Origin of the sequence: Pseudomonas sp. B28(2017) (genome assembly GCF_002113025.1) — a bacterium.
Taxonomy (GTDB): domain Bacteria; phylum Pseudomonadota; class Gammaproteobacteria; order Pseudomonadales; family Pseudomonadaceae; genus Aquipseudomonas.
In genome coordinates, this window is sequence record NZ_NEJH01000018.1 from 1 (window position 1) to 20,385 (window position 20,385).

Here is a 20,385-nt window from a genome sequence, read left to right on the forward strand (position 1 = left end):
CTGCAGCGTCGCATCGGTGCTGCCATCGTCGACGACGATGATTTCGTAGGATTCATCGGCCAGCGCCACGCGGATTTCCTCAAGCAACGGCTTGAGGTTATTCGCTTCGTTTTTGGCGGGAATCAGTACGGATACAAAAATGTCTTGGCTCATGGAGTCACTCTCGCCTTTATTGAATTTCTTTTATCAGAGGCGAATGAAGGTGTAGTACACCGGCCGACTCGATGCAGGATTCAGCTGTTCAGGGCAATGACGCCAACAATGCCCGGCCCTATGGACGCACTCGCGCGCGACCCCGCATACGGTGCCCGGCCAATTGTAAAAATGGCGTTAATATTTCATGCAGTTTTTGTCCTTTCGCGCAGGGCGGCAACGAATTCGGTTGCCATTGGCGCCTGCCCATCTAAAGTGCACCCACGCAAGTGAAAAACATGAATCGGGTAAGGACGCAGAACCATGAGCGCTGAGCAAGAAACGACTTTCGATGAGCCCCGGCTCAATACCACGGAAATCCGCATCCTGGGCTCGTTGATCGAGAAACAGGCCACCAGCCCGGAAACCTATCCCCTGACCCTCAATGCCCTGGTGATTGCCTGCAACCAGAAAACCAGCCGCGAGCCGGTGATGAACCTCACACAAGGCCAGGTTGGCCAGAGCCTGCGCGCCCTTGAAGGACGCGGCTTCGCCAAACTGGTGATGGGCAGCCGCGCCGACCGCTGGGAGCACAAGGTCGACAAGGCCCTGGAACTGGTGCCCGCGCAGGTCATCCTGACCGGGCTGATGTTCCTGCGCGGCCCGCAGACCGTCAATGAACTGCTGACCCGCAGCGGCCGCATGCATGAGTTCGAAGATGCCGAACAGGTTGTGCATCAACTCGAACGCCTGATTGCCCGGGGCCTGGCCGTGCTGATTCCGCGTCAGGCCGGCCAGCGCGAAGACCGCTATACCCATGCCTTGGGCGACCCGGCGGATATCGAGGCGATCATGGCGGCACGGCACAACCCGGCCGAGCGTGGCGGCGGCGGGGTTTCGGTTGAACGGATCGAAGAACTGGAAGCGCGGATCGCGGCGCTGGAAGAGCGTTTGGCGCGGCTCGAATAGCCGGGATGATTGCCCGGCACAAAACCTGTAGGAGCAGTCGGTCGACGCTCGATTGCTCGCGAAGAACCTGAGGGCGGCGCGTTCATCCAGACAGCATGCGCCGTCATTGACGTCCATCGTCGGAACGCCGCCCGGAGCAAGCTCGCTCCTACAGGGGTTTGACGGTGCCTGTGGTTACTCGCCGTCCCAGTAATCCACCCCATCGGCCTGCCGGGCCACCGCCACAAAACCCGAGGCATTACCCTCGGCATCCACCTTGAAGTCGTCCATCACGGCGTATTTGCCGGAATCGGGGTATTCACAGATCTCCGGTGATTGCTGGGTGCTGATGGCCAGGTAGCGTAACTCGCCGTTGCTGGTATTGATGATCTGGTGCGCCTTTTCAGGCCCGCCCGGTGGGCAGGCGATCACATCCCCGGCGCGGATTGGAAAACGTTCGGACCCCAGGCGGACTTCCCCTTGCCCGGCGACGACGTAGAACATTTCCTCATTGACCCGATGACTGTGAAACGGGCTGCCGCGCATGCCTGGTTCCAGCACATACAAGCGATAACCAAGCTTTTGCGCCCCCAGTTGCTGACCGACACGGGCCAGGCGTTGTTGATAGCGACCGGCGGTTTCACCCGTCGGCGCAAACGCTTCGGGCAGCGGTTCAAGCTCGACCGAATCCAGATTGAGAATGGGCGGATGCATGGAACCTCCTAGCTGCGGGCAAACGCTACTGCCTTGTGGAATTGCTCGTCTGTCGGCCGTACGCCGGTATAGAGCACAAATTGCTCCAGTGCCTGGATCGCGATCACTTCCAGGCCGGTGATGACCCGCTTGCCTTCGGCACGAGCACGCACGATCAACGGTGTTTCCGAGGGAATCGCCACCACATCGAACACAGTTTCCGCTTTTTCGATCACGTCAGGCTCAAAGGCCAGTTGATCGGCCTCCGGTCCTCCCGCCATGCCGATCGGGGTGACGTTGACCAGCATCTGCGGGCGACGATTGCCCAGCTCGGCTTGCCACTCATACCCCAACGACTGCGCCAGCGCCCGCCCGGCGCGCTCGTTGCGGGCCACGATCAGGCCGTGCTCATACCCGCCATCGCGCAGGGCGCTCGCCACGGCCTTGGCCATGCCGCCGCTGCCGCGCAAGGCAAACGTCGAGTCCTTGGGCACCTGGTGTTTTTCCAGCAACCGGGCAACGGCGATGTAATCGGTGTTGTAGGCCTTGAGATGGCCGTCGGTGTTGACGATGGTGTTGATCGATTGAATGGCGGCGGCAGAGGCGTCGAGCTCATCCACCAGGGCGATGCAGGCTTCCTTGAACGGCATCGACACGCCACAGCCACGAATCCGCAGGGCGCGAATGCCGGCAACGGCACCCGGCAGGTCCTGGCTGGCAAAGGCCTTGTAGTAAAAATTCAGGTCCAGCTGTTCATACAGATGATTATGAAAACGCAGACCAAAGTTCCCGGGACGCCCTGAAAGGGACATGCACAGTTGGGTGTCTTTGTTGGGGTTCATCTGCATGGGGAAGCTCCTTCAAATGCACTTTTCGGATGGACGGGATTAGCCCCCCATCGGGTTCTGATCGATCATATAAGCCTGTGCGCAAGGGCTTGAACAGGTCGGTAAGAAAGTCGGTACAGACCTTACACAAAATTTACCCAACGGCCGTGCTGTTTTTCAGAAAAACGCTGTCTTAGAAGTATCCCCGCGACAATCCTTGGGTCTATTGCAGACACAAGCGCCGGGCTGAAGAACCGAGGAGCTATCATGATCCGTAAAGTCCCCACAGTAGCCTTGCTGATCGGCGCCCTTGCTATCGCAGGACAGGCGCAAGCCCATGGTGGTGGTAATTACTGGCAAGGCCCGGCGGTGTTTGGCGCGATTGTCGGTACTGCCATTGTCGGCTCGGCCCTGATCAACGCGAACCGACCGGTCTATGTCGCACCGCAACCGGTCTACTACCAGCCCGCGCCGGCTTATTACGCGCCACCGCCTCCGGTTTACTACCAGCCGGCTCCGGTTTATGTCCAACAACCGGTCTACTACGGCCCGGCTCCGGTTTATTACGGTCCACCCCGTGGCTACTACGGCCCTCCTCGTGGCTACTACGGTCATCACTACGGCCGCTGGTAACGGACTCGTCAGGCCCCGCTGAAACAGCGGGGCTTTTTTTGCCCGTTTGTCGGTGCTGGTCTGGAAAAATCTCGCCAAGGTCGCTATCGGGACAGTACGCGCGGTGGAAATTGGCAAGATGGACTGACCCGTTTTCTGCCGCGCGGCGAAAAACGGTCATATTTTTGTCATGACAGTTCCGCAAGCTCGGGACTGTCCGTCGATAACAGGTTGATAACAACAAGGACGACCACATGCCAACGCAAAATCCGCACCGCATCGTCGGTCTGTGCACCTCCAGCAAGGTCTACAACGCACTGACCGAACTCAAGCACCTGGAAGGTCATCGCAGCGCCAAGTTTCTCTCGCTGCTGACGCAAAACCTGGTGCGCAAGGGCCTGCTCAACGAGCAGGAAGTGGTTCATATGCTCGACCAGGTGGTCAACTGACCGACCAACGGTCGTTTGCCCCTGCTGGCATCAATGACCACTATCGAAAGCGTTGATTACCCCTCGAGGCACCCGGACCTTAAAGTAACTCCACAGATTGATGGAGGTACTTATCATGTCCCAGGTTCAGATCATGTCCGTTATCGGCAGCGCAGTCCCCGCACAGCTCAGAGAGCTGGGCATGCTCGCCTGCTGGTATCTGGTACAGGACGGCGTGCAGATCAGCGGCCCGCTCACTTCGCTGCCCGCTGCCCAAGAGCTGTCGCAACGCATCGGCATCGGCCAGTCCGGCAGGCTCAGCGCTTAAGGCAACTGCACCCGCGGTTTGGTTTCGACGAAAATGGCCCAGCTCGACATGAACAGGGCCGCGATCAACGGCCCGATGACAAAGCCGTTCAAGCCGAAAATCGCCAGGCCACCAAGGGTCGAGATCAGGATCATGTAGTCCGGCATCCTGGTGTCCTTGCCCACCAGCAACGGCCTGAGCAGGTTATCCACCAGCCCGATCACGAAGCCCCCGAACAGCCCCAGCACCACGCCCTGCCAGATCGCCCCGGTGAGCAGGAAAAACACCGCCACCGGCGCCCAGACTATTCCCGCCCCCACCGCCGGCAGCAGCGACAGAAACGCCATCAACACTGCCCAGAGCAACACGCTGGGAATGTCCAGAAACCAGAAGACCAGGCCGCCCAGCACGCCTTGCGTGATGGCCACCAGCAAATTGCCCTTCACCGTAGCCCGCACCACACGATTGAACTTGAGCTGCAAACGGCGTTTTTGCTGTTCCTGCAACGGCACCGCCATGCGCACCTTGCGCGCCAGTTCCGCACCGTCGCGCAGGAAGAAGAACAGCAAGTACAGCATGATGAAGAAACTGACGATGAACTCGAACGTGCCCTGGCCGAAACTGAACGCCTGAGAGGCCAGCACCTGCCCGCCGGTCATCGCGCTTTTAACGATTTTCTCTCGCACCCCATTCAACTCGCCCATGCCGAAGCGATCCAGCAGGTGCTGGAAATACGGCGGCAGGCTGTGCTTGAACTGCGCCACGTACCCGGCAATGTCGAGCTCGCCGCTCTCAATGCTTTTGTAGAGCGCCACGCCCTCCTGAACCAGCAAGGCACTGGTGATGATCACCGGCAGAATCGCAATCACCAGGCAAATGCTCAATGTACACAGCGATGTGAGGTTGCGTTGCCAGCCGAACTTCAGTTGCAGCCGACGCTGCAGTGGCGCAAAGACGATGCCGAGGATCACCGCCCAGAACACCGCGCCGTAGAACGGCAGCAGGATCCAGATGAAGGCCGCGCTGACCAGCACCAGCAAAACCGTCAGCGATTTGTCCTGCAGGATCGTCTCGTTCATGTCCGTTCCGTGCCAGCCTGGACGAAAAACTTCCGCCCTGATGTTTAGTCCGCTGCGTCTCGCGCGAGTGCCATCGGTTTGTTGATCAGGCATAGATCCAGGTCAATAAATCCCTGGCACAGGGCATTTACCCTAGGCGGCTTTTGCGACCGACACCGCCATGAACCTCACCGCGCCAGAACTGCTCGCCCCCGCCGGCACCCTGAAAAACATGCGTTACGCCTTCGCTTACGGCGCCGATGCCGTGTACGCCGGCCAGCCGCGCTACAGCCTGCGGGTGCGCAACAACGAATTCGACCACGCCAACCTGGCCCTTGGCATTCGCGAAGCGCAGGCTCAGGGCAAGCGCTTCTACGTGGTGGTGAACATCGCGCCGCACAACGCCAAGCTCAAGACCTTCCTCAAGGACCTTGAACCGGTGATCGCCATGACCCCGGATGCGCTGATCATGTCCGACCCCGGCCTGATCATGCTGGTGCGCCGGCACTATCCGCAGATGCCGATCCACCTTTCGGTGCAGGCCAACACGGTGAATTGGGCGAGTGTCGAGTTCTGGCAGCAGCAAGGCCTGAGCCGGATCATCCTGTCGCGGGAGCTGTCGCTGGAGGAAATCGCCGAGATTCGCCAGCAAGTGCCTGCCATGGAACTGGAAGTGTTCGTGCACGGCGCATTGTGCATGGCCTATTCCGGGCGTTGCCTGTTGTCGGGCTACATGAACCGGCGCGATGCCAATCAGGGGACATGCACCAATGCCTGTCGCTGGAAATACTCGGCACAGCCGGCTACGGAAAACCAGCTCGGTGAGATCGTCCGGACATTCGAACCCGAGCCGACCCTGGGCATCGGCGCACCCACCGATCAGGTGTTCCTGTTGCAGGAAGCCAACCGTCCCGGCGAACAGATGCCCGCCTTTGAGGACGAGCACGGTACTTACATCATGAACGCCAAGGACCTGCGCGCCGTGCAGCACGTCGAACGCCTGACACACATGGGCGTGCATTCCCTGAAAATCGAAGGCCGGACCAAATCCCACTTCTATTGCGCGCGCACCACCCAGGTTTATCGCCGGGCTATCGACGACGCGGTAGCGGGCCGGGCCTTCGACCGCGGCCTGATGACCGACCTGGAATCCCTCGCCCAGCGCGGCTACACCGAAGGTTTTCTGCGTCGACATGTGCATGACGAGTACCAGAACTACCAGAACGGCAGTTCAGTGTCGGAGCGACAGCAGTTTGTCGGTGAATTGACCGGGCGACGGCAGGATCGCCTGGCCGAAGTCAAGGTGAAGAACCGCTTCGGCCTGGGCGACCACATGGAACTGATGACACCAAAGGGCAACTTCCACTTCGATCTGCATCAGTTGCAAAACGCCAAGGGTGAAGCGATCGACGTTGCACCGGGCGACGGGCACACCGTGTATTTGCCGATACCGGATGCGGTGGATCTGAGTTTTGGCCTGCTAATGCGAGATATCAACATGCCATAACCCCTGTGTCAGGCGAACTCCTCGCGCAGCATCGCCACAAACGCCTCTCGCGCCGGGTGAACCCCGGCGTTTTCGTGCCAGTAAAACAGGTTGTCGACGGCGGTCAGCTCAGGAAATTCAAACCCCGCACACCCCGCGCCTTTGGCGTATTGGTCAAAGATCCCCTTGGGCACCAGCGCCACGCCGGCCCCGGCGCTGACGCAACCGACAATCGCGCCATAACTGGCCAGGCTGACAATCGGCAGTGCCTGTCCCTGTCGCAACAACCAATGCTCCAGCGCCGCCCGGTATGGACAACCCTGGGGCCACATGAACACGGTCTGATCCTGCAAATCGCTGATGTCCCGCAGCGGCCCCAGGGATGTCGAGGCAATCAGCAGCAAATCTTCGCGGTACATCGGCGTGCGCTTGAGGTGCGACCGCTCCACATCCACCGCCACTATTGCGCCGTCGAGCTTGTGATTGAGCGTGTCGTCGAGCAACTGCCCCCAGGAACCGGTGGTCAGCTCCAGTGCTACCTGCGGAAAACGCTTGTGGAATTTCGCCAGCAGACGCGGCAAACGCCCGGTAGCCGACGACTCGATAGCCCCGATGCGCAACGGCCCGGAGGGTTCGGCCGAAGGATCAACCGCGCGTTTGGCCTCGGCGGTGAGGGCGAGAATTTTCAAGGCGTAGGCCAGGAAGGTCTGCCCCGATGGGCTGATGCGCAGCCCTCGCCCCTCGCGTAGAAACAGTGCCACACCCAGTTCGGCCTCAAGGGCCTTGATCCGTGCCGTGATGTTCGACGGCACGCAATGCAACAGCTCGGCTGCACGGGCGATGCTGCCGACCTCGGCCACGGTCTTGAACATGCGAATCTGTGCCAGCTCCATACATCACCAAAAATGAACGGTTTACGCAGTATAAGTCAGTTGTGGCGAACGATGCGCTTTCTGATACTCGACGCATCCACCCACAGGTGCACGACCATGACGCCGCTCAAACCCTCCCCCGTTTCACCCTGGAAAATCATCCTGGCCATGGCGTTTGTCGTGGCCTGCTGGGGATACTCCCCGACCGGCATTCATATCGGCTTGCAGGCCTACGACCCCGTGCACCTGGCACTCCTGCGCTTCCTGCTGGCCTCCGCGTTCATGGCCGTGATCGCGATTTTCAAGGGCATCCGCCTGCCCAGCCTGCGAGACCTGCCGCTGATGTTCGGCCTGGGGTTCTTTGCCGTGAGCCTGCACCACGTGGCGATCAACTTCGGGCAACAGGGTGTCAGCGCCGGCGCTTCGAGCGTCCTGGCCCAGACCACGCCGCTGTTCAGCACGCTGATCGCGCGCTTCGTGCTCAAGGATCAGGTAAGCCTGTGGCGCTGGGGTTGTGTGCTGCTCGGGTTGTCTGGCGTGGTGATTGTGGTGACGGGCGATCATGGCCTGGGCAGCCTCGATGCCCACGGCTTGCTGATCCTGCTCGCGGCGGTGTCCTGGAGTCTCTACTTTGCCCTGCAAAAACATCACACCGGGCGTTACGACGGGCTGACACTGGTGTGTTACACGGTGTGGTCGGGGACGGTGCTGTTGCTGATCTATCTGCCCGGTCTTGTGGATCAGATCACCCTGGCGCCGCTGCACGTGCAGTTTGCGGTGATTGCCCTGGGGATTTTCCCCAGTGCCCTGGCGTACCTGGCCTGGGCCTATGTACTGGCGCATGTCGATTTGAGTCGGGCAACGATGACGCTGTATCTGACACCGCCGACGGCGATGGTGATTGCGTCTTATGCGCTCGGCGAACGGCCGACGTTGATGATCGTGGTCGGCGGGCTGGTGGTGTTGGCGAGTGTGCTGGCGTTGAATCTGGAGCGGCGGGCTGTGGTTGTTCAGGTTGCTCGGGCCTGATCCATGTTTTTTTGCTGCCTGGACTGACGTCTTCGCGAGCAGGCTCGCTCCCACATTGATTGTGTGAACAATACACATCTCCTGTGGGAGCGAGCCTGCTCGCGAAAAACGAAGACTCGGTGCTTCTGAAAAACAGACAACCTCAGCTTGCCGAAAACCGGTCGCGACTATTGGTCAGGTGCAGCCACATGGCCGCCCGCGCCGCGTCCGGGTCCTGGCGCTTGATGGCATTGAGGATCGCCTCGTGTTCGAGGTTGGCCAACTCGCCGAGCTTGCTCAAGTCCACTGCACCACGCTCAGCGGCATTGACCCGGGTGCGCGGGATCATGGCACTGCCCAGGTGCTGCATGATTTCGGTGAAGCACAGGTTGCCGGTGGCTTCGGCAATCAGCAGATGAAAACGCCGGTCCGCTTCGACACAACTGTCGTTGTTGGCCAGCAGGCTTTGATAGTCATCCAGCGCTTCACGCATCTGCACCAGTTGCAGATCGGTACGGCGAGTTGCCGCCAGCGCGGCCGCCTGGGTCTCCAGGCCCATGCGCAACTCCAGAATACTGCGCACTCCCAACGCCGTATCGACATTCAGCCGCAGCCCCTGCTCCGGTGCGCGCTCGATCACAAAGGTGCCAATGCCGTGCCGGGTTTCCACCAGCCCCGAGGCCTGCAACTTGGAGATCGCCTCACGCACCACCGTACGACTGACCCCATGCTCCTGGACGATGGTGTTTTCCGACGGCAACTTGTCACCGGGCAACATCTGGCCGAGCAGGATGCGCTGGGTCAGTTTCTCCACCAGGTCATGGGCCAGGTTGTGGCTGCGCTTGCGGGTGGGTGCTTCGAAGTCTTCTTGCATGAGGGCGTCCGGGAATCAGGGCTATCGAATCGTAGCACCGCGCCTGACGGGAATCCTGAAAAATCTCACTCATCTTGTATGACAACACTCAACATTAATCCCATATCCAGCTGCCAAAAAGGCCACAAGACATCATCACCGGAATAAAAACTCTCTGAATACACGTTATTTTGTTGGGTAAACGTGGTTGCACGATGAAAAAATCTAGTTGTATGATGTCTATCAACAACGCAACACCTAGTCTTACCCCCGCATAAAAATAACGAGTGGGAGAAAACGCAGTGAATACATCCATCTCCGGGATGCACGACGACGCCAATTCAGCGCTGAAGTCCGCCATCGCCAAAGTCAAACGTCACGTCTTGCCGCTGTTCGTCATCATGTTCATCGTCAATTACATTGACCGCGTGAACATCGGCTTCGTCCGCGCCCACATGGAACACGACCTGGGCATTGGCGCTGCCGCCTATGGCCTGGGTGCCGGTCTGTTCTTCATCGGTTATGCCCTGTTCGAAGTGCCCTCCAACATCCTTCTGCAAAAAGTCGGCGCGCGTATCTGGCTGACCCGCATCATGCTGACCTGGGGCCTGGTCGCCGCGGGCATGGCGTTCATCCAGAACGAAACCCACTTCTACATCCTGCGTTTTCTGCTGGGCGTGGCCGAAGCCGGGTTCTTCCCCGGGGTGATCTACTACTTCACCCGCTGGTTGCCCGGCGCGGAGCGTGGCAAGGCGATTGCCATTTTCCTCAGTGGCTCGGCGGTCGCCTCGCTGATCTCCGGCCCGCTATCCGGGTTGCTCCTGCAAATCGAAGGGCTGGGCCTGCACGGCTGGCAATGGATGTACTTCATCGAGGGCATGTTCTCGGTGGGGTTGTGCGTGTTCGTCTGGTTCTGGCTGGACTCCAGGCCCCATGATGCCAAATGGCTGAGCCGTGAGGAGCAGGACGCGCTGGTCAAGGCCATCGACGACGAACAACTGGCCCGCGAAGCCGCTACGCCGATCAAGCCGTCGCTGGGCAAATTGCTCAAGGATCGCCAGATCATCCTGTTCTGCCTGATCTACTTCTTTATCCAACTGACCATCTACGCCGCGACCTTCTGGCTGCCAAGCATCATCAAGAAGATGGGCGACCTGAGTGACATCCAGGTCGGGCTGTTCAACTCGATTCCGTGGTTGCTGTCGATTGTCGGCATGTACGCCTTCGCTTCGCTGTCAGCCAAATGGAAACACCAGCAAGCCTGGGTCGCCGTGGCCCTGCTGATCGCCGCTGCCGGGATGTTCATGTCCACCACCGGCGGGCCGGTCTTCGCTTTCGTGGCGATCTGCTTTGCCGCCCTGGGTTTCAAATCGGCGTCATCGTGTTTCTGGCCGATTCCCCAGGCCTATCTGGATGCACGCATCGCCGCTGGCGTCATCGCACTGATCAACTCGGTGGGCAACCTCGGCGGCTTCGTGGCGCCAACCACCTTCGGCCTGCTCGAAGAGCACACCGGCTCCATCCAGGGTGGGCTGTACGGTCTGGCCGCGACCTCGATCATCGCCGCCATCATCGTGTTTGCCGCCCGTAACACACCGAAACCTGCACCTGCCGTGGCACTGGGCAAACCCACGCCCAACCACGCCTGAATTCTGCTTTTTAAGGATTGGAAAATGAACGCACAAGACACCGCAAAAGCCCCGGTCATCACCAGCATGCAAGTGGTTCCGGTGGCCGGCCATGATGGCATGCTGCTCAACCTGAGCGGCGCCCACGGCCCGTTTTTTACCCGCAATATCGTGATCCTCAAGGACAACGCCGGGCACACAGGCGTCGGCGAAGTGCCGGGGGGCGAGCGTATTCGCCAGACCCTCGAGGACGCGCGCAGCCTGGTGGTCGGCAGCCCGATCGGCACCTGGCAGAAGATTCTCAATCAGGTACGCCAGACCTTCTCCGACCGCGATGCCGGTGGCCGTGGTTTACAGACCTTCGACCTGCGCATCACCATCCATGCAGTCACCGGCCTGGAAGCCGCACTCCTCGATCTGCTCGGCCAACACCTGGACGTGCCGGTGGCCGCCCTGCTCGGCGAAGGTCAACAGCGCGATGAAGTGAAGATGCTTGGCTACCTGTTTTATGTCGGTGATCGCAACGAAACGGACCTCGCCTACCGCAACGAGCCGGACGCCGACAATGACTGGTTCCGCGTGCGTCACGAAAAAGCCATGACCGCCGATGCCGTGGTCCGACTGGCCGAGGCAGCCCACGCCCGTTACGGTTTCAAGGATTTCAAACTCAAGGGCGGCGTGCTCAGCGGCGATGCCGAAATCGAAGCGGTCACGGCCCTCGCCGAACGCTTCCCCCAGGCGCGCATCACCCTTGATCCAAATGGTGCCTGGTCACTGAAAGAGGCCATCCGCCTGTGCCGCGATCAGCATCGCGTCCTGGCCTATGCCGAAGACCCGTGCGGGGCGGAAAACGGTTACTCGGGACGCGAAGTCATGGCCGAATTCCGCCGGGCCACCGGCCTGAAAACCGCAACCAACATGATCGCCACCGACTGGCGGGAGATGGGCCACGCGATCCAGCTGCAATCAGTCGACATTCCCCTGGCCGACCCGCACTTCTGGACCATGCAAGGCTCGGTGCGCGTGGCGCAGATGTGCCACGAATGGGGGCTGACCTGGGGCTCGCACTCCAACAACCACTTCGACATATCCCTGGCGATGTTCACCCATGTCGCGGCGGCCGCGCCGGGCGAGATCACCGCCATCGACACCCACTGGATCTGGCAGGACGGTCAGCGCCTGACCAAGACCCCGCTGCAAATCGTCGACGGCTGCGTGCAGGTGCCACAGAAACCGGGGCTGGGAGTCGAACTGGACATGGATCAGGTCGCCAAGGCTCATGAACTGTACAAAGGCATGGGCCTGGGTGCCCGGGATGACAGCGTGGCAATGCAGTTCCTGATTCCGGGCTGGAAGTTCGACAACAAGCGGCCGTGCCTGGTGCGTTGAAATCAGATGTCGCGCAAAGTCTGGCTTTGCGCGGCGTCGACCAGCCAACTGCGAAATGCGCTCATCGCCGCGGTTTCCGGGCGTGATTGCAAGCGGGTCAACCAATAGCTGCCGGTGATGATGCCAAGGGTAAACGGCTGACGGATCTTTTGTTCTGCCAGTTGCCGGGCAAACATCAATGGCGGCGCCAGCGCCACGCCGACACCTTGAAGGGCCGCCTCCATCATCGCCAGCGACGAATCGAAAACGATGCTGTGCGGCGGTGTCACCGGGGCCGCAAGCCCAGCCGCCTGGAACCATTGTGACCACTCATCCGCGCGGTACGAGCGCAACAATGTTTGCTGCAGCAGATCGGCCGGCACATGGAGTTGTCGGGCGATTTGCGGTGCACAGAGCACCGACAGAGGCGCGTCGATCAAGCGCAGCGCCTCAATCCCGTGCCAAGCCCCCGCGCCGAAACGGACGGCGTAATCCAACCCTTCGGCGGCCACGTCCACCCGGTTGTTGTTGGTCGACAAACGCAGATCGATAAAGGGATAGCGCGCCTGGAAATCCGCCAGTCGCGGCAGCAGCCAACCTACCGCAAAGGTACCCACGGCCCCCACCGTCAACACTTCACGCTGATGCCCACTCTGCAGGCGCTCAAGGGTGTCGGCGATACGGTCGAAACATTCGCGTAACACCGGCAACAGGTTTTCGCCCTCGCCGGTCAGCATCAGCCCGCGTGGCAATCGCTTGAACAACGTGACGCCGACCTGAGCCTCAAGACTTTTGACCTGATGACTGACCGCCGCCTGGGTCACGCACAGCTCCACCGCCGCCCGGGTGAAACTCAGGTGCCGTGCCGATGCTTCGAATGCGCGCAATGCGTTCAGCGGCAGATGCGGTCGAATCATGCTGACTCCATAATTTTTCTAATGGCTCGTCCGAGATATGCTCGTTTGTCGATTATCAACAAACTGCCTAGATTTGGCTCGCCCAACAGCAGGCGCATCGGTGAACTGCCGCGAGTGTAACGCTGGACACCCCACAATCGGATGGAGCGACCCCCATGACGGATACAACCAAACTCAATAAAATCAAGTCTTTGGCGGCCTGTGTGGCAATGCTCGCGGCCGGCCAGGCAGTTGCGCAGGATCACATCGAGGCGATGATCAACGACGCCGTCCGCCCCGTCATGCAAGCTCAAGGCATTCCCGGCATGGCCGTGGCGATCAGCGTCAACGGTAAGCAGCAATACTTCAACTATGGCGTGGCCTCAAAAGAATCCGGCAACCCTGTCACGCAAGACACCCTGTTCGAGATCGGCTCCGTCAGCAAAACCTTCACTGCCACCCTCGCCGCTTACGCCCAGTCCACGGGTAAGCTGTCGCTGTCGGACAAGGCCAGCCAGGTCCTGCCGGCCCTGCGCGGCAGTGCGTTCGACCATATCAGCGTGCTGCAACTGGGCACCTACAGCGCTGGTGGCTTGCCGCTGCAATTTCCTGCTGAATCCGATTCGGCCGAAAAAATGCTCGGCTACTACAAACAATGGAAACCGCTCTACGCCCCCGGCAGCCACCGACTGTATTCGAACCCCAGCCTGGGCCTGTTCGGCTACCTCACTGCGCAAAGCATGGGCCAGCCGTTCGATGAACTGATGGAGAAAACCCTGCTGCCGAAACTCGGCTTGCAGCACACCTATGTGCATGTGCCGCAGGATCAGATGGCACTGTACGCCCAGGGTTACAACAAGGACGGCAAGCCTGTGCGGGTCAGTCCGGGCGCACTGGATTCCGAGGCTTATGGGGTGAGAACCAGCGCCACAGACTTGCTGGCCTATGTTGGCGCAAACATGAGACCGGCGTCTCTGGAAAAGCCATTGCAGCAAGCCATCGCCCTGACTCACAGCGGTTACTACACCGTAGGCAATATGACCCAGGGCCTGGGTTGGGAGATGTATCGCTATCCGATCACACTGGAAGGTTTACTGGAAGGCAACTCCACACCAATGGCCATGGAGGCGCATACAGTCCAGTGGCTGAATCCGCCACAAACGCAGCCGGAGAACGTGCTGATCAACAAGACAGGTTCAACCGGCGGCTTCGGGGCTTACGTGGCGTTCGTGCCATCGAAGGGCATCGGCATTGTGATTCTGGCCAACAAGAATTATCCCAATGCAGAGCGGGTCAGGATCGCTCATCGGATTTTGAGTGCCCTTCCCCAATAGTTCCTGATCCGCCTGCTCACCACCGGCATTCAGTGCCGGATCAATCATCCGGCATTTCAGGCGGTTTGGCGGGTTTGGCGGATTTCGCCGGTTTGCTGTTTTTCCCGGCCTTGGTGCCTTTGGCCGCCGGCTCTTCTTCAGCGACGGGTGCGGCCACGGTCGCCGTAAATTCTTTCTCGGCCACCGGCAGTTGATCGACAGTATTGAAAATCTCGTCCAGCTTGATGGCGTCCGATCGTTCCAGTTTCTTTTCGCCGTCCTTGCCGACCAGTATGACCCTGGTCCTGGCGCCGGCACCCAGCTTGAGCGAGCGGATCAGCGCCATCGTATCTTGCGGCCCGAGGTCCTTGCCGTCGCGCTGGCCCATCTGATTGAGCACGGTGTAGAGCACCAGGTTGCGGTCGGTGAATCCCTTGCGATTGGCCGGCTCGTCCAGCGACTTTTTCAGGCTGACCCAGGTCGGATCGACAGTGCTCGGAGCGATGACAATCAGTGGCCGGGCCCTGCCCTTGTCCATGTCCAGCGGTGAGCCGTCATCAGCGGCGAACAAGGGGCCGGCAATCGCCAGCAAAGTAGCCAGGGTCAATGACCTGATGAGCATGCGCATCTCCTTTTTGATATCCACGCTCTAATGATTGCGCATCGCGGCGGTCGACGTACCGCAAATGTTTTTCGCCTTGTCCCAAGCTTAGGTCAGGGCGGTCATAGCGCAACAGGCTGAGCTAATCTGAAGACCATGACAACCCGCCTGATCCGTCGTGAGGACCTGCGCATGAGCGCCCAGTTGAACCACACCATCGTCTGGTGCCGGGACAAGCAGGTTTCGGCGAATTACCTGACCGGCCTCCTTGGCCTGCCCGCCCCGCAGCCCTTCGGGCCAATGCTGATCGTCAAATTCGATAACGGCGTGTCACTGGATTTCTACGACAACGACCCGCCGATAGCGTCTCAGCACTACGCATTCCTGATGGGCGACGAGGATTTCGATACGGCCTTCGCACGCCTGCAAGCCAACGGTCAGCCGTGGTGGGCCGACCCGTGCAAGCAGCGACTGAGGGAGATCAACGATTACGCGGGAGGGCGGCGGGTGTATTTCGATGACCCGGACGGGCATCTGCTGGAAATATTCACCCGCGAATGAAGCTGGCGTGGCGACTTGAATCAGAACGCCAGTTTGTAACCGATCAACACCAGCATGGTTGCCAGGCAAGGGCGCAGCAGTTCGTCGGAGATGCGCCCGGTCAGGTGGCTGCCCAGGTAAATCCCCGGCAACGAGCCCACCAGCAAGTAACCCAGCACGTGCCAATCCATGTTGCCCATGCTTGCGTGGCCAAGGCCAGCGACCAGGGTCAGCGGCACGGCGTGAGCGATTTCAGTCCCCACCAGGCGGCGGGTCGGTAGCATCGGATAGAGAATGAACAGCGCCACGGTGCCCAGTGCACCGGCGCCGATGGACGTCAGCGCGACCATGGTGCCAAGGACCAGCCCGGTGACGACCGTCATCGCATTGAGGCGCAATCCGCTGGGGTTGTAGTTGCCGCCCGCACGTTTGTGGGCGAAGTCGAGCAGGCGCTTCTTGAACAGGATCGCCAGTGCCGTGGCGAACAACACAAAACCGAGGGCCTGTTTGATGATCGCGTTCATCGCCTCGGGGGAGCTGTGCAGGGTGCTGAGAAACCACAGTGTCAACGCCACCGCAGGCACGCTGCCCAGGGTCAGCCAGCCGGTAATCGCCCAGTCGATGTTGTTGTTCTTTCGGTGAACCAGTACACCGCTGGATTTGGTGATGGCGGCGTACAGCAGATCGGTACCGACCGCGGTCGCCGGGTTGATGCCAAACCATAGCAGGATCGGAGTCATGAGCGACCCGCCACCCACGCCCGTCATGCCGACGATGAAGCCGACGACCAGCCCGGCGACGACCAACCCGATGTTCACTAAATCCATGAATACTTCCACAAAGATCGCAGGGGAAATCCGGCTCGCAGCATAGCGATATTTCTTATAACCAGTTATATCGATACGATCTATCTTTATACCTTGAACACCCCCCCTTGCAGGAGCGAGCTTGCTCGCGATGGCGGTGTATCAGTTGGCATCAATATCGACTGAAAGTCCGTCTTCGCGAGCACGGCGGGGAACCGATGGACTATTCTGCTGCCCATCGAATTGACCATCGGCATTCATAAGGAGGTTTGCATGCGCACGCTTGAGTTGGCTGGCGCCAGGGTCCCGGTTATCGGCCAGGGGACCTGGCAGTTGGGCGAAGACCGCTCACGGCACAAGGAAGAAGTCGCGGCACTGCGCCTGGGCATCGAACTGGGCATGACCCTGATCGACACCGCTGAAATGTACGCCGAAGGTGGCGCCGAGGAAGTGGTCCGCGATGCCATCGCCGGCCGGCGCGACAGCGTCTTTCTGGTCAGCAAGGTGTACCCGCACAACGCCAGCCGCCAGGGCATTCCCCAGGCGTGCGAGCGAAGCCTGCGCAGGCTTGGTACCGAGTATATCGACCTGTATCTGCTGCATTGGCGCGGCCAGTATCCCCTGGAAGAAACGGTCGAAGCCTTCGAGCGCCTGCGCGAAGCCGGCAAGATCGGTCGTTGGGGCGTATCCAATTTCGACCTCGATGACATGCGGGAGCTGAACGCCCCGGCCTGTGCCACCAATCAGGTGCTCTACAATCTGGAACAGCGTGGCATAGAATTTGACTTGTTACCCTGGAGCCAACAGCAGCGGCTGCCGGTCATGGCTTATTGCCCGATCGGTCAGGGTGGAAAAATGCTCGCCAACGCCACCCTCAAACAGGTGGCAGCCCGACACGACGTGACGCCAGCACAAGTCGCGCTGGCATGGATTCTGCGTCAGGACGACGTGATCGCCATCCCCAAAGCGGTCCGCCCCGAGCATGTGCAGCTCAACGCCCAAGCCGCCCGATTGCAGCTTGAAGCCGGGGATATGGAGGCGCTGGACCAAGCGTTTCACGCGCCACAACGCAAACAGCGGCTGGCCATGGTCTGAACCACCGCAGTCAGTCAGAGAGCTTCGCCATGAGAAGCACCGACCACCTGGACCCGTTCAATCTGCAACGCTTTCTCCACGCTCAGGAACCGGTATTCGACCGGGTTCAAACCGAGCTGAACAATGGGCACAAGCGCAGTCACTGGATGTGGTTCATCTTTCCGCAGTTTGCCGGGCTCGGCGACAGCGAGATGTCGCGCCGCTATGCCATCCACTCGCGGGAGGAAGCCCTGGCCTACCTTGAGCATCCGTTGCTGGGCACCCGGCTACGCACCTGCACCCAGGAAGTGCTGAACATCCGGGAGCGTTCGGTGGCCGGGATTTTTGGTCATCCCGACGACCTGAAATTTCATTCCTCGATGACCCTGTTTGCCCAGGTCGCCGCCGACGACAGCCTTTTCCAGCAAGCCTTGAACCAGTACTTCCACGGCATCCTGGATGACTGGACCTTGTCGCTGATGGACTCAAAACAGGCCCAGTTGCCCCCCAATCAGGGTTGAGAAGTCGTCGTCGACAAACGGCAGTATCGCGTCCGCCACCGGTTGCAGTTGCCGGGTGATGTAGTGGTCGTAATCGATGGGGGCGCTGCGCACTTCCAGCGGTTCAGGGCCGGCGACGGTGATCACGTAGCTGATCCAGCCGCCGTTCTGGTATTGCCGCGGGCGACCCTGCCGGTCGTTGTACTCGTCGGCCAGGCGTGCCGCGCGAACATGGGGTGGTACGTTACGCTGATAGTCGTCAAGGCTGCGGCGCAGGCGTTTGCGGTAGATAAGCCGGTCATCGAATTCACCGGCCAGGGTCTTGCGCACGTAGTCACGCACATAATCCTGGTACGGCTTGCGCAGGAAGATCAGCGAATAGAGCTCTTGCTGGAATTGCCGGGCCAGCAGCGACCAGTCGGTGCGCACGGTTTCCAGGCCCTTGTAGACCATTTCGTCGCTGCCATCGGCACGGGTGACCAGTCCAGCGTAGCGCTTTTTACTGCCTTCTTCGGCGCCGCGGATGGTCGGCATCAGGAAGCGCTTGTAGTGGGTTTCGAACTGCAGTTCGAGAACACTTTGCAAGCCATACTCCTGCTGCACATGCTCGCGCCACCACTGATTGACGTGCGCCACCAGCGCCTGGCCGATCTGCGCCGCCTCCTGCTGACCATGGGCGCGACGCAGCCAGACGAACGTCGAATCGGTGTCGCCGTAAATCACTGCATGCCCCTGGGCCTCGATCAACTGGCGGGTGCGCAGCATGATCTCGTGCCCGCGCAAGGTGATGGACGAAGCCAGGCGCGTGTCGAAGAAGCGGCACCCGCTGGAGCCGAGCACACCGTAGAACGCGTTCATGATGATTTTCAGCGCCTGAGACAGCGGTGCGTTGTGTTCGCGCTTGGCGGCTTCCCGGCCTTCGGCCACCCGGGCGACGATGGATGGCAGGCAATGCCGGGTGCGAGAAAAGCGCGCGCCACGAAAACCCGGTACCGACTCGCTATCGTCCGGGTGTTTGAGCCCTTCAATCAGCCCCACGGGGTCAATCAGGAAGGTTCGGATGATCGACGGATAAAGGCTTTTGTAGTCGAGCACCAACACCGATTCGTACAGCCCCGGTTGCGAATCCATGACAAAACCGCCTGGGCTGGCTTCGGGGGGCTTACCACCGAGGTTCGGCGCAACGAACCCCTGACGGTGCATCAGCGGCATATACAGGTGAGTGAACGCCGCCACCGAACCGCCCATGCGATCGGCCGGCAAACCGGTGACGCTGGCCCGCTCCAGCAGAAAGGTGAGCAACTCGGTCCTGGCGAAAATCCGCGTGACCAGTTCGCAATCCTTGAGGTTGTACTTGGCCAGTGCCGGTTTGTCCTCGGCGAACATGCGATTGATTTCGTCCATGCGCTGGTACGGGTTGTCGATGGACTTGCCCTCGCCGAGCAAGGTTTGCGCGACGTTTTCCAGGCTGAACGAGGGGAAACTCCAGGTCGCCGAACGCAGGGCCTCGATACCGTCGATGATCAGGCGGCCAGCCGCAGAGGCGAAGTAGTGATTGCCGCTGCCGTGTTCGCGCCACTGCATTTCCTCGCCGTCACGCCCCAGTTTCAACGGCACCGCCAGGCGTCGGGCATGTTCGTGAAGCACCCGCAGGTCGAACTGCACGACGTTCCAGCCGATGATTGCGTCGGGGTCGAACCGGGCAAACCATTCGTTGAGTTTTTTCAGCAACAGGGTCCGCGAATCGCAGTATTCGAGCTGGAAATCCACCTGGCTATCGTCGCCATTGGGCGGACCGAGCATGTACACCTGACGCTCGCCGCAGCCTTCCAGGGCGATGGAATACAACTCGCCCTGGGCCGTGGTCTCGATGTCCAGGGACACCAGTTTGAGGCTCGGCCGGTAGCCGGGGTCAGGTTTCATCTGTGCGTCGAGCAGCAGGCCCTCGGCATTCGGTGTGCCACTGAAGCGCACCGGCGCGGTGATGAAGCGTTCCATCATGTAGCGCTCCGGCGGACGCACGTCGGCTTCGAACACCTCGACACCGGCCCGGCGCAGCGCGGTTTCCAGGCGCATCAACTGGCCATGTTGCTGGCAGTAAAGTCCGAGGACCGGGCGATGTTCGAAATCCCGCAGGGCCAGGGGCCTGAGCTCGACGTTCTTCTCGTCATGCAGAACGCTTTCGGCCGGCTGACGCTGCCCGGCAGGGATGAACGCCACCGACGGTTGATGCGGCAGGCGGATGCGCCGGGGACCGCTGTCGGTCGCCAGCCAGAACTCGACTTCCGTACCGGCCGGGGTATCGCGCCAATGCCGGGTCAGGACGAAGCCCTGCTGTAGATCCACCACTGCAACCTCAACGTTGATTCAGAGGGGGATTCTACCCGTCATCGGTCGGGATAGCGCGCTTGCCGCCGGTATCAGCGGTCAACATC

The 20,385-nt window shown here is 60.4% G+C and carries 22 protein-coding genes; 12 read left to right on the forward strand and 10 right to left on the reverse strand.

Annotated elements, in window-relative coordinates; all coding sequences use genetic code 11:
* On the reverse strand, positions 1-153 hold a 153-nt coding region (locus CAF65_RS26295), incomplete at its 3' end, for a glycosyltransferase (RefSeq protein WP_143492140.1).
* Positions 154-456: 303 nt separating this feature from the next.
* Here CAF65_RS26295 and CAF65_RS26300 point away from each other — a divergent pair.
* Positions 457-1,101: a YceH family protein gene (locus tag CAF65_RS26300; RefSeq protein ID WP_085718909.1), complete on the forward strand. Its 645-nt coding sequence runs from the start codon at positions 457-459 to the stop codon at positions 1,099-1,101.
* A gap of 174 nt (positions 1,102-1,275) precedes the next feature.
* On the opposite strand, the gene CAF65_RS26305 is transcribed toward CAF65_RS26300, so the two are convergent.
* Both CAF65_RS26305 and CAF65_RS26310 read right to left on the reverse strand, forming a co-directional pair.
* Positions 1,276-1,794, reverse strand: coding sequence for a cupin domain-containing protein (locus tag CAF65_RS26305; protein ID WP_085718910.1), 519 nt, complete (start codon positions 1,792-1,794; stop codon positions 1,276-1,278).
* An 8-nt stretch (positions 1,795-1,802) separates the two neighbouring features.
* Positions 1,803-2,621, reverse strand: coding sequence for a shikimate 5-dehydrogenase (locus tag CAF65_RS26310; protein ID WP_085718911.1), 819 nt, complete (start codon positions 2,619-2,621; stop codon positions 1,803-1,805).
* Positions 2,622-2,867: 246 nt separating this feature from the next.
* On the opposite strand from CAF65_RS26310, the gene CAF65_RS26315 reads away from it, so the two are divergent.
* From CAF65_RS26315 to CAF65_RS26325, 3 genes are all read left to right on the forward strand, one after another.
* Entirely contained in the window at positions 2,868-3,233 is a 366-nt protein-coding gene (locus CAF65_RS26315) for a hypothetical protein (protein ID WP_085718912.1), read from the forward strand.
* Between the two features lie 233 nt (positions 3,234-3,466).
* Complete coding sequence (locus CAF65_RS26320) at positions 3,467-3,661, forward strand: hypothetical protein (protein ID WP_085718913.1); 195 nt, start codon at positions 3,467-3,469, stop codon at positions 3,659-3,661.
* A 115-nt stretch (positions 3,662-3,776) separates the two neighbouring features.
* Positions 3,777-3,968, forward strand: coding sequence for a hypothetical protein (locus CAF65_RS26325; protein ID WP_085718914.1), 192 nt, complete (start codon positions 3,777-3,779; stop codon positions 3,966-3,968).
* Here the strand turns inward: CAF65_RS26325 and CAF65_RS26330 are convergent.
* The gene (locus CAF65_RS26330) at positions 3,965-5,026 is read right to left on the reverse strand and encodes an AI-2E family transporter (RefSeq protein WP_085718915.1); all 1,062 of its coding nucleotides are present in this window, start codon (positions 5,024-5,026) and stop codon (positions 3,965-3,967) included. The genes CAF65_RS26325 and CAF65_RS26330 overlap by 4 nt on opposite strands.
* A 160-nt stretch (positions 5,027-5,186) precedes the next feature.
* On the opposite strand from CAF65_RS26330, the gene yegQ reads away from it, so the two are divergent.
* The gene (gene yegQ, locus CAF65_RS26335; protein ID WP_085718916.1) at positions 5,187-6,512 is read left to right on the forward strand and encodes a tRNA 5-hydroxyuridine modification protein YegQ; all 1,326 of its coding nucleotides are present in this window, start codon (positions 5,187-5,189) and stop codon (positions 6,510-6,512) included.
* 8 nt (positions 6,513-6,520) lie between these two features.
* Here yegQ and CAF65_RS26340 read toward each other — a convergent pair whose 3' ends face one another.
* Positions 6,521-7,384, reverse strand: a complete 864-nt coding sequence (locus CAF65_RS26340) for a LysR family transcriptional regulator (protein WP_085718917.1) — start codon at positions 7,382-7,384, stop codon at positions 6,521-6,523.
* A gap of 96 nt (positions 7,385-7,480) precedes the next feature.
* On the opposite strand from CAF65_RS26340, the gene CAF65_RS26345 reads away from it, so the two are divergent.
* Positions 7,481-8,392 (forward strand): DMT family transporter, encoded by a 912-nt coding sequence (locus CAF65_RS26345; RefSeq protein WP_085718918.1) that lies wholly within the window; start codon positions 7,481-7,483, stop codon positions 8,390-8,392.
* 142 nt (positions 8,393-8,534) lie between these two features.
* On the opposite strand, the gene CAF65_RS26350 is transcribed toward CAF65_RS26345, so the two are convergent.
* A complete protein-coding gene (locus CAF65_RS26350; RefSeq protein ID WP_085718919.1) occupies positions 8,535-9,245 on the reverse strand; it encodes a FadR/GntR family transcriptional regulator in 711 nt (236 codons plus the stop codon).
* A 281-nt stretch (positions 9,246-9,526) separates the two neighbouring features.
* Here CAF65_RS26350 and CAF65_RS26355 point away from each other — a divergent pair, with 281 nt between their 5' ends.
* The gene (locus CAF65_RS26355; RefSeq protein ID WP_085718920.1) at positions 9,527-10,873 is read left to right on the forward strand and encodes an MFS transporter; all 1,347 of its coding nucleotides are present in this window, start codon (positions 9,527-9,529) and stop codon (positions 10,871-10,873) included.
* A 24-nt stretch (positions 10,874-10,897) separates the two neighbouring features.
* Entirely contained in the window at positions 10,898-12,241 is a 1,344-nt protein-coding gene (gene gudD, locus CAF65_RS26360) for a glucarate dehydratase (RefSeq protein ID WP_085718921.1), read from the forward strand.
* A 2-nt stretch (positions 12,242-12,243) separates the two neighbouring features.
* Here gudD and CAF65_RS26365 read toward each other — a convergent pair whose 3' ends face one another.
* On the reverse strand, positions 12,244-13,137 hold the full coding sequence (locus tag CAF65_RS26365; RefSeq protein ID WP_085718922.1) for a LysR family transcriptional regulator: 894 nt from the start codon (positions 13,135-13,137) through the stop codon (positions 12,244-12,246).
* A 155-nt stretch (positions 13,138-13,292) separates the two neighbouring features.
* Here CAF65_RS26365 and ampC point away from each other — a divergent pair, with 155 nt between their 5' ends.
* Positions 13,293-14,450 (forward strand): class C beta-lactamase, encoded by a 1,158-nt coding sequence (gene ampC, locus CAF65_RS26370; protein ID WP_085718923.1) that lies wholly within the window; start codon positions 13,293-13,295, stop codon positions 14,448-14,450.
* Between the two features lie 40 nt (positions 14,451-14,490).
* Here ampC and CAF65_RS26375 read toward each other — a convergent pair whose 3' ends face one another.
* Positions 14,491-15,051, reverse strand: a complete 561-nt coding sequence (locus CAF65_RS26375; RefSeq protein ID WP_085718924.1) for a DUF4174 domain-containing protein — start codon at positions 15,049-15,051, stop codon at positions 14,491-14,493.
* Between the two features lie 171 nt (positions 15,052-15,222).
* Here CAF65_RS26375 and CAF65_RS26380 point away from each other — a divergent pair, with 171 nt between their 5' ends.
* The gene (locus tag CAF65_RS26380) at positions 15,223-15,591 is read left to right on the forward strand and encodes a VOC family protein (RefSeq protein ID WP_085718968.1); all 369 of its coding nucleotides are present in this window, start codon (positions 15,223-15,225) and stop codon (positions 15,589-15,591) included.
* A gap of 20 nt (positions 15,592-15,611) precedes the next feature.
* On the opposite strand, the gene CAF65_RS26385 is transcribed toward CAF65_RS26380, so the two are convergent.
* A complete protein-coding gene (locus CAF65_RS26385; protein WP_085718925.1) occupies positions 15,612-16,397 on the reverse strand; it encodes a sulfite exporter TauE/SafE family protein in 786 nt (261 codons plus the stop codon).
* Between the two features lie 252 nt (positions 16,398-16,649).
* Here CAF65_RS26385 and CAF65_RS26390 point away from each other — a divergent pair, with 252 nt between their 5' ends.
* Both CAF65_RS26390 and CAF65_RS26395 read left to right on the forward strand, forming a co-directional pair.
* A complete protein-coding gene (locus tag CAF65_RS26390) occupies positions 16,650-17,471 on the forward strand; it encodes an aldo/keto reductase (protein ID WP_085718926.1) in 822 nt (273 codons plus the stop codon).
* 29 nt (positions 17,472-17,500) lie between these two features.
* Positions 17,501-17,971 carry a DUF1810 domain-containing protein gene (locus CAF65_RS26395; RefSeq protein ID WP_085718927.1) on the forward strand — a complete coding sequence of 157 codons (471 nt, stop codon included), beginning with the start codon at positions 17,501-17,503 and terminating at the stop codon, positions 17,969-17,971.
* Here CAF65_RS26395 and CAF65_RS26400 read toward each other — a convergent pair.
* Positions 17,936-20,296: a DNA polymerase II gene (locus tag CAF65_RS26400; RefSeq protein ID WP_178076749.1), complete on the reverse strand. Its 2,361-nt coding sequence runs from the start codon at positions 20,294-20,296 to the stop codon at positions 17,936-17,938. The genes CAF65_RS26395 and CAF65_RS26400 overlap by 36 nt on opposite strands.
* Positions 20,297-20,385 lie beyond the last annotated feature (89 nt).

What these genes read in the sequence shown, in the direction of transcription:
- CAF65_RS26375 (WP_085718924.1), bottom strand. Translation starts at nt 15,051, where the DNA reads ATGCTCATCAGGTCATTGACCCTGGCTACTTTGCTGGCGATTGCCGGC.
- CAF65_RS26345 (WP_085718918.1), top strand. Translation starts at nt 7,481, where the DNA reads ATGACGCCGCTCAAACCCTCCCCCGTTTCACCCTGGAAAATCATCCTG.
- CAF65_RS26365 (WP_085718922.1), bottom strand. Translation starts at nt 13,137, where the DNA reads ATGATTCGACCGCATCTGCCGCTGAACGCATTGCGCGCATTCGAAGCA.
- CAF65_RS26300 (WP_085718909.1), top strand. Translation starts at nt 457, where the DNA reads ATGAGCGCTGAGCAAGAAACGACTTTCGATGAGCCCCGGCTCAATACC.
- CAF65_RS26305 (WP_085718910.1), bottom strand. Translation starts at nt 1,794, where the DNA reads ATGCATCCGCCCATTCTCAATCTGGATTCGGTCGAGCTTGAACCGCTG.
- CAF65_RS26325 (WP_085718914.1), top strand. Translation starts at nt 3,777, where the DNA reads ATGTCCCAGGTTCAGATCATGTCCGTTATCGGCAGCGCAGTCCCCGCA.
- CAF65_RS26395 (WP_085718927.1), top strand. Translation starts at nt 17,501, where the DNA reads ATGAGAAGCACCGACCACCTGGACCCGTTCAATCTGCAACGCTTTCTC.
- CAF65_RS26390 (WP_085718926.1), top strand. Translation starts at nt 16,650, where the DNA reads ATGCGCACGCTTGAGTTGGCTGGCGCCAGGGTCCCGGTTATCGGCCAG.
- CAF65_RS26385 (WP_085718925.1), bottom strand. Translation starts at nt 16,397, where the DNA reads ATGGATTTAGTGAACATCGGGTTGGTCGTCGCCGGGCTGGTCGTCGGC.
- CAF65_RS26315 (WP_085718912.1), top strand. Translation starts at nt 2,868, where the DNA reads ATGATCCGTAAAGTCCCCACAGTAGCCTTGCTGATCGGCGCCCTTGCT.
- CAF65_RS26330 (WP_085718915.1), bottom strand. Translation starts at nt 5,026, where the DNA reads ATGAACGAGACGATCCTGCAGGACAAATCGCTGACGGTTTTGCTGGTG.
- CAF65_RS26310 (WP_085718911.1), bottom strand. Translation starts at nt 2,621, where the DNA reads ATGCAGATGAACCCCAACAAAGACACCCAACTGTGCATGTCCCTTTCA.
- CAF65_RS26350 (WP_085718919.1), bottom strand. Translation starts at nt 9,245, where the DNA reads ATGCAAGAAGACTTCGAAGCACCCACCCGCAAGCGCAGCCACAACCTG.
- CAF65_RS26320 (WP_085718913.1), top strand. Translation starts at nt 3,467, where the DNA reads ATGCCAACGCAAAATCCGCACCGCATCGTCGGTCTGTGCACCTCCAGC.
- CAF65_RS26340 (WP_085718917.1), bottom strand. Translation starts at nt 7,384, where the DNA reads ATGGAGCTGGCACAGATTCGCATGTTCAAGACCGTGGCCGAGGTCGGC.
- ampC (WP_085718923.1), top strand. Translation starts at nt 13,293, where the DNA reads ATGACGGATACAACCAAACTCAATAAAATCAAGTCTTTGGCGGCCTGT.
- CAF65_RS26380 (WP_085718968.1), top strand. Translation starts at nt 15,223, where the DNA reads ATGAGCGCCCAGTTGAACCACACCATCGTCTGGTGCCGGGACAAGCAG.
- gudD (WP_085718921.1), top strand. Translation starts at nt 10,898, where the DNA reads ATGAACGCACAAGACACCGCAAAAGCCCCGGTCATCACCAGCATGCAA.
- yegQ (WP_085718916.1), top strand. Translation starts at nt 5,187, where the DNA reads ATGAACCTCACCGCGCCAGAACTGCTCGCCCCCGCCGGCACCCTGAAA.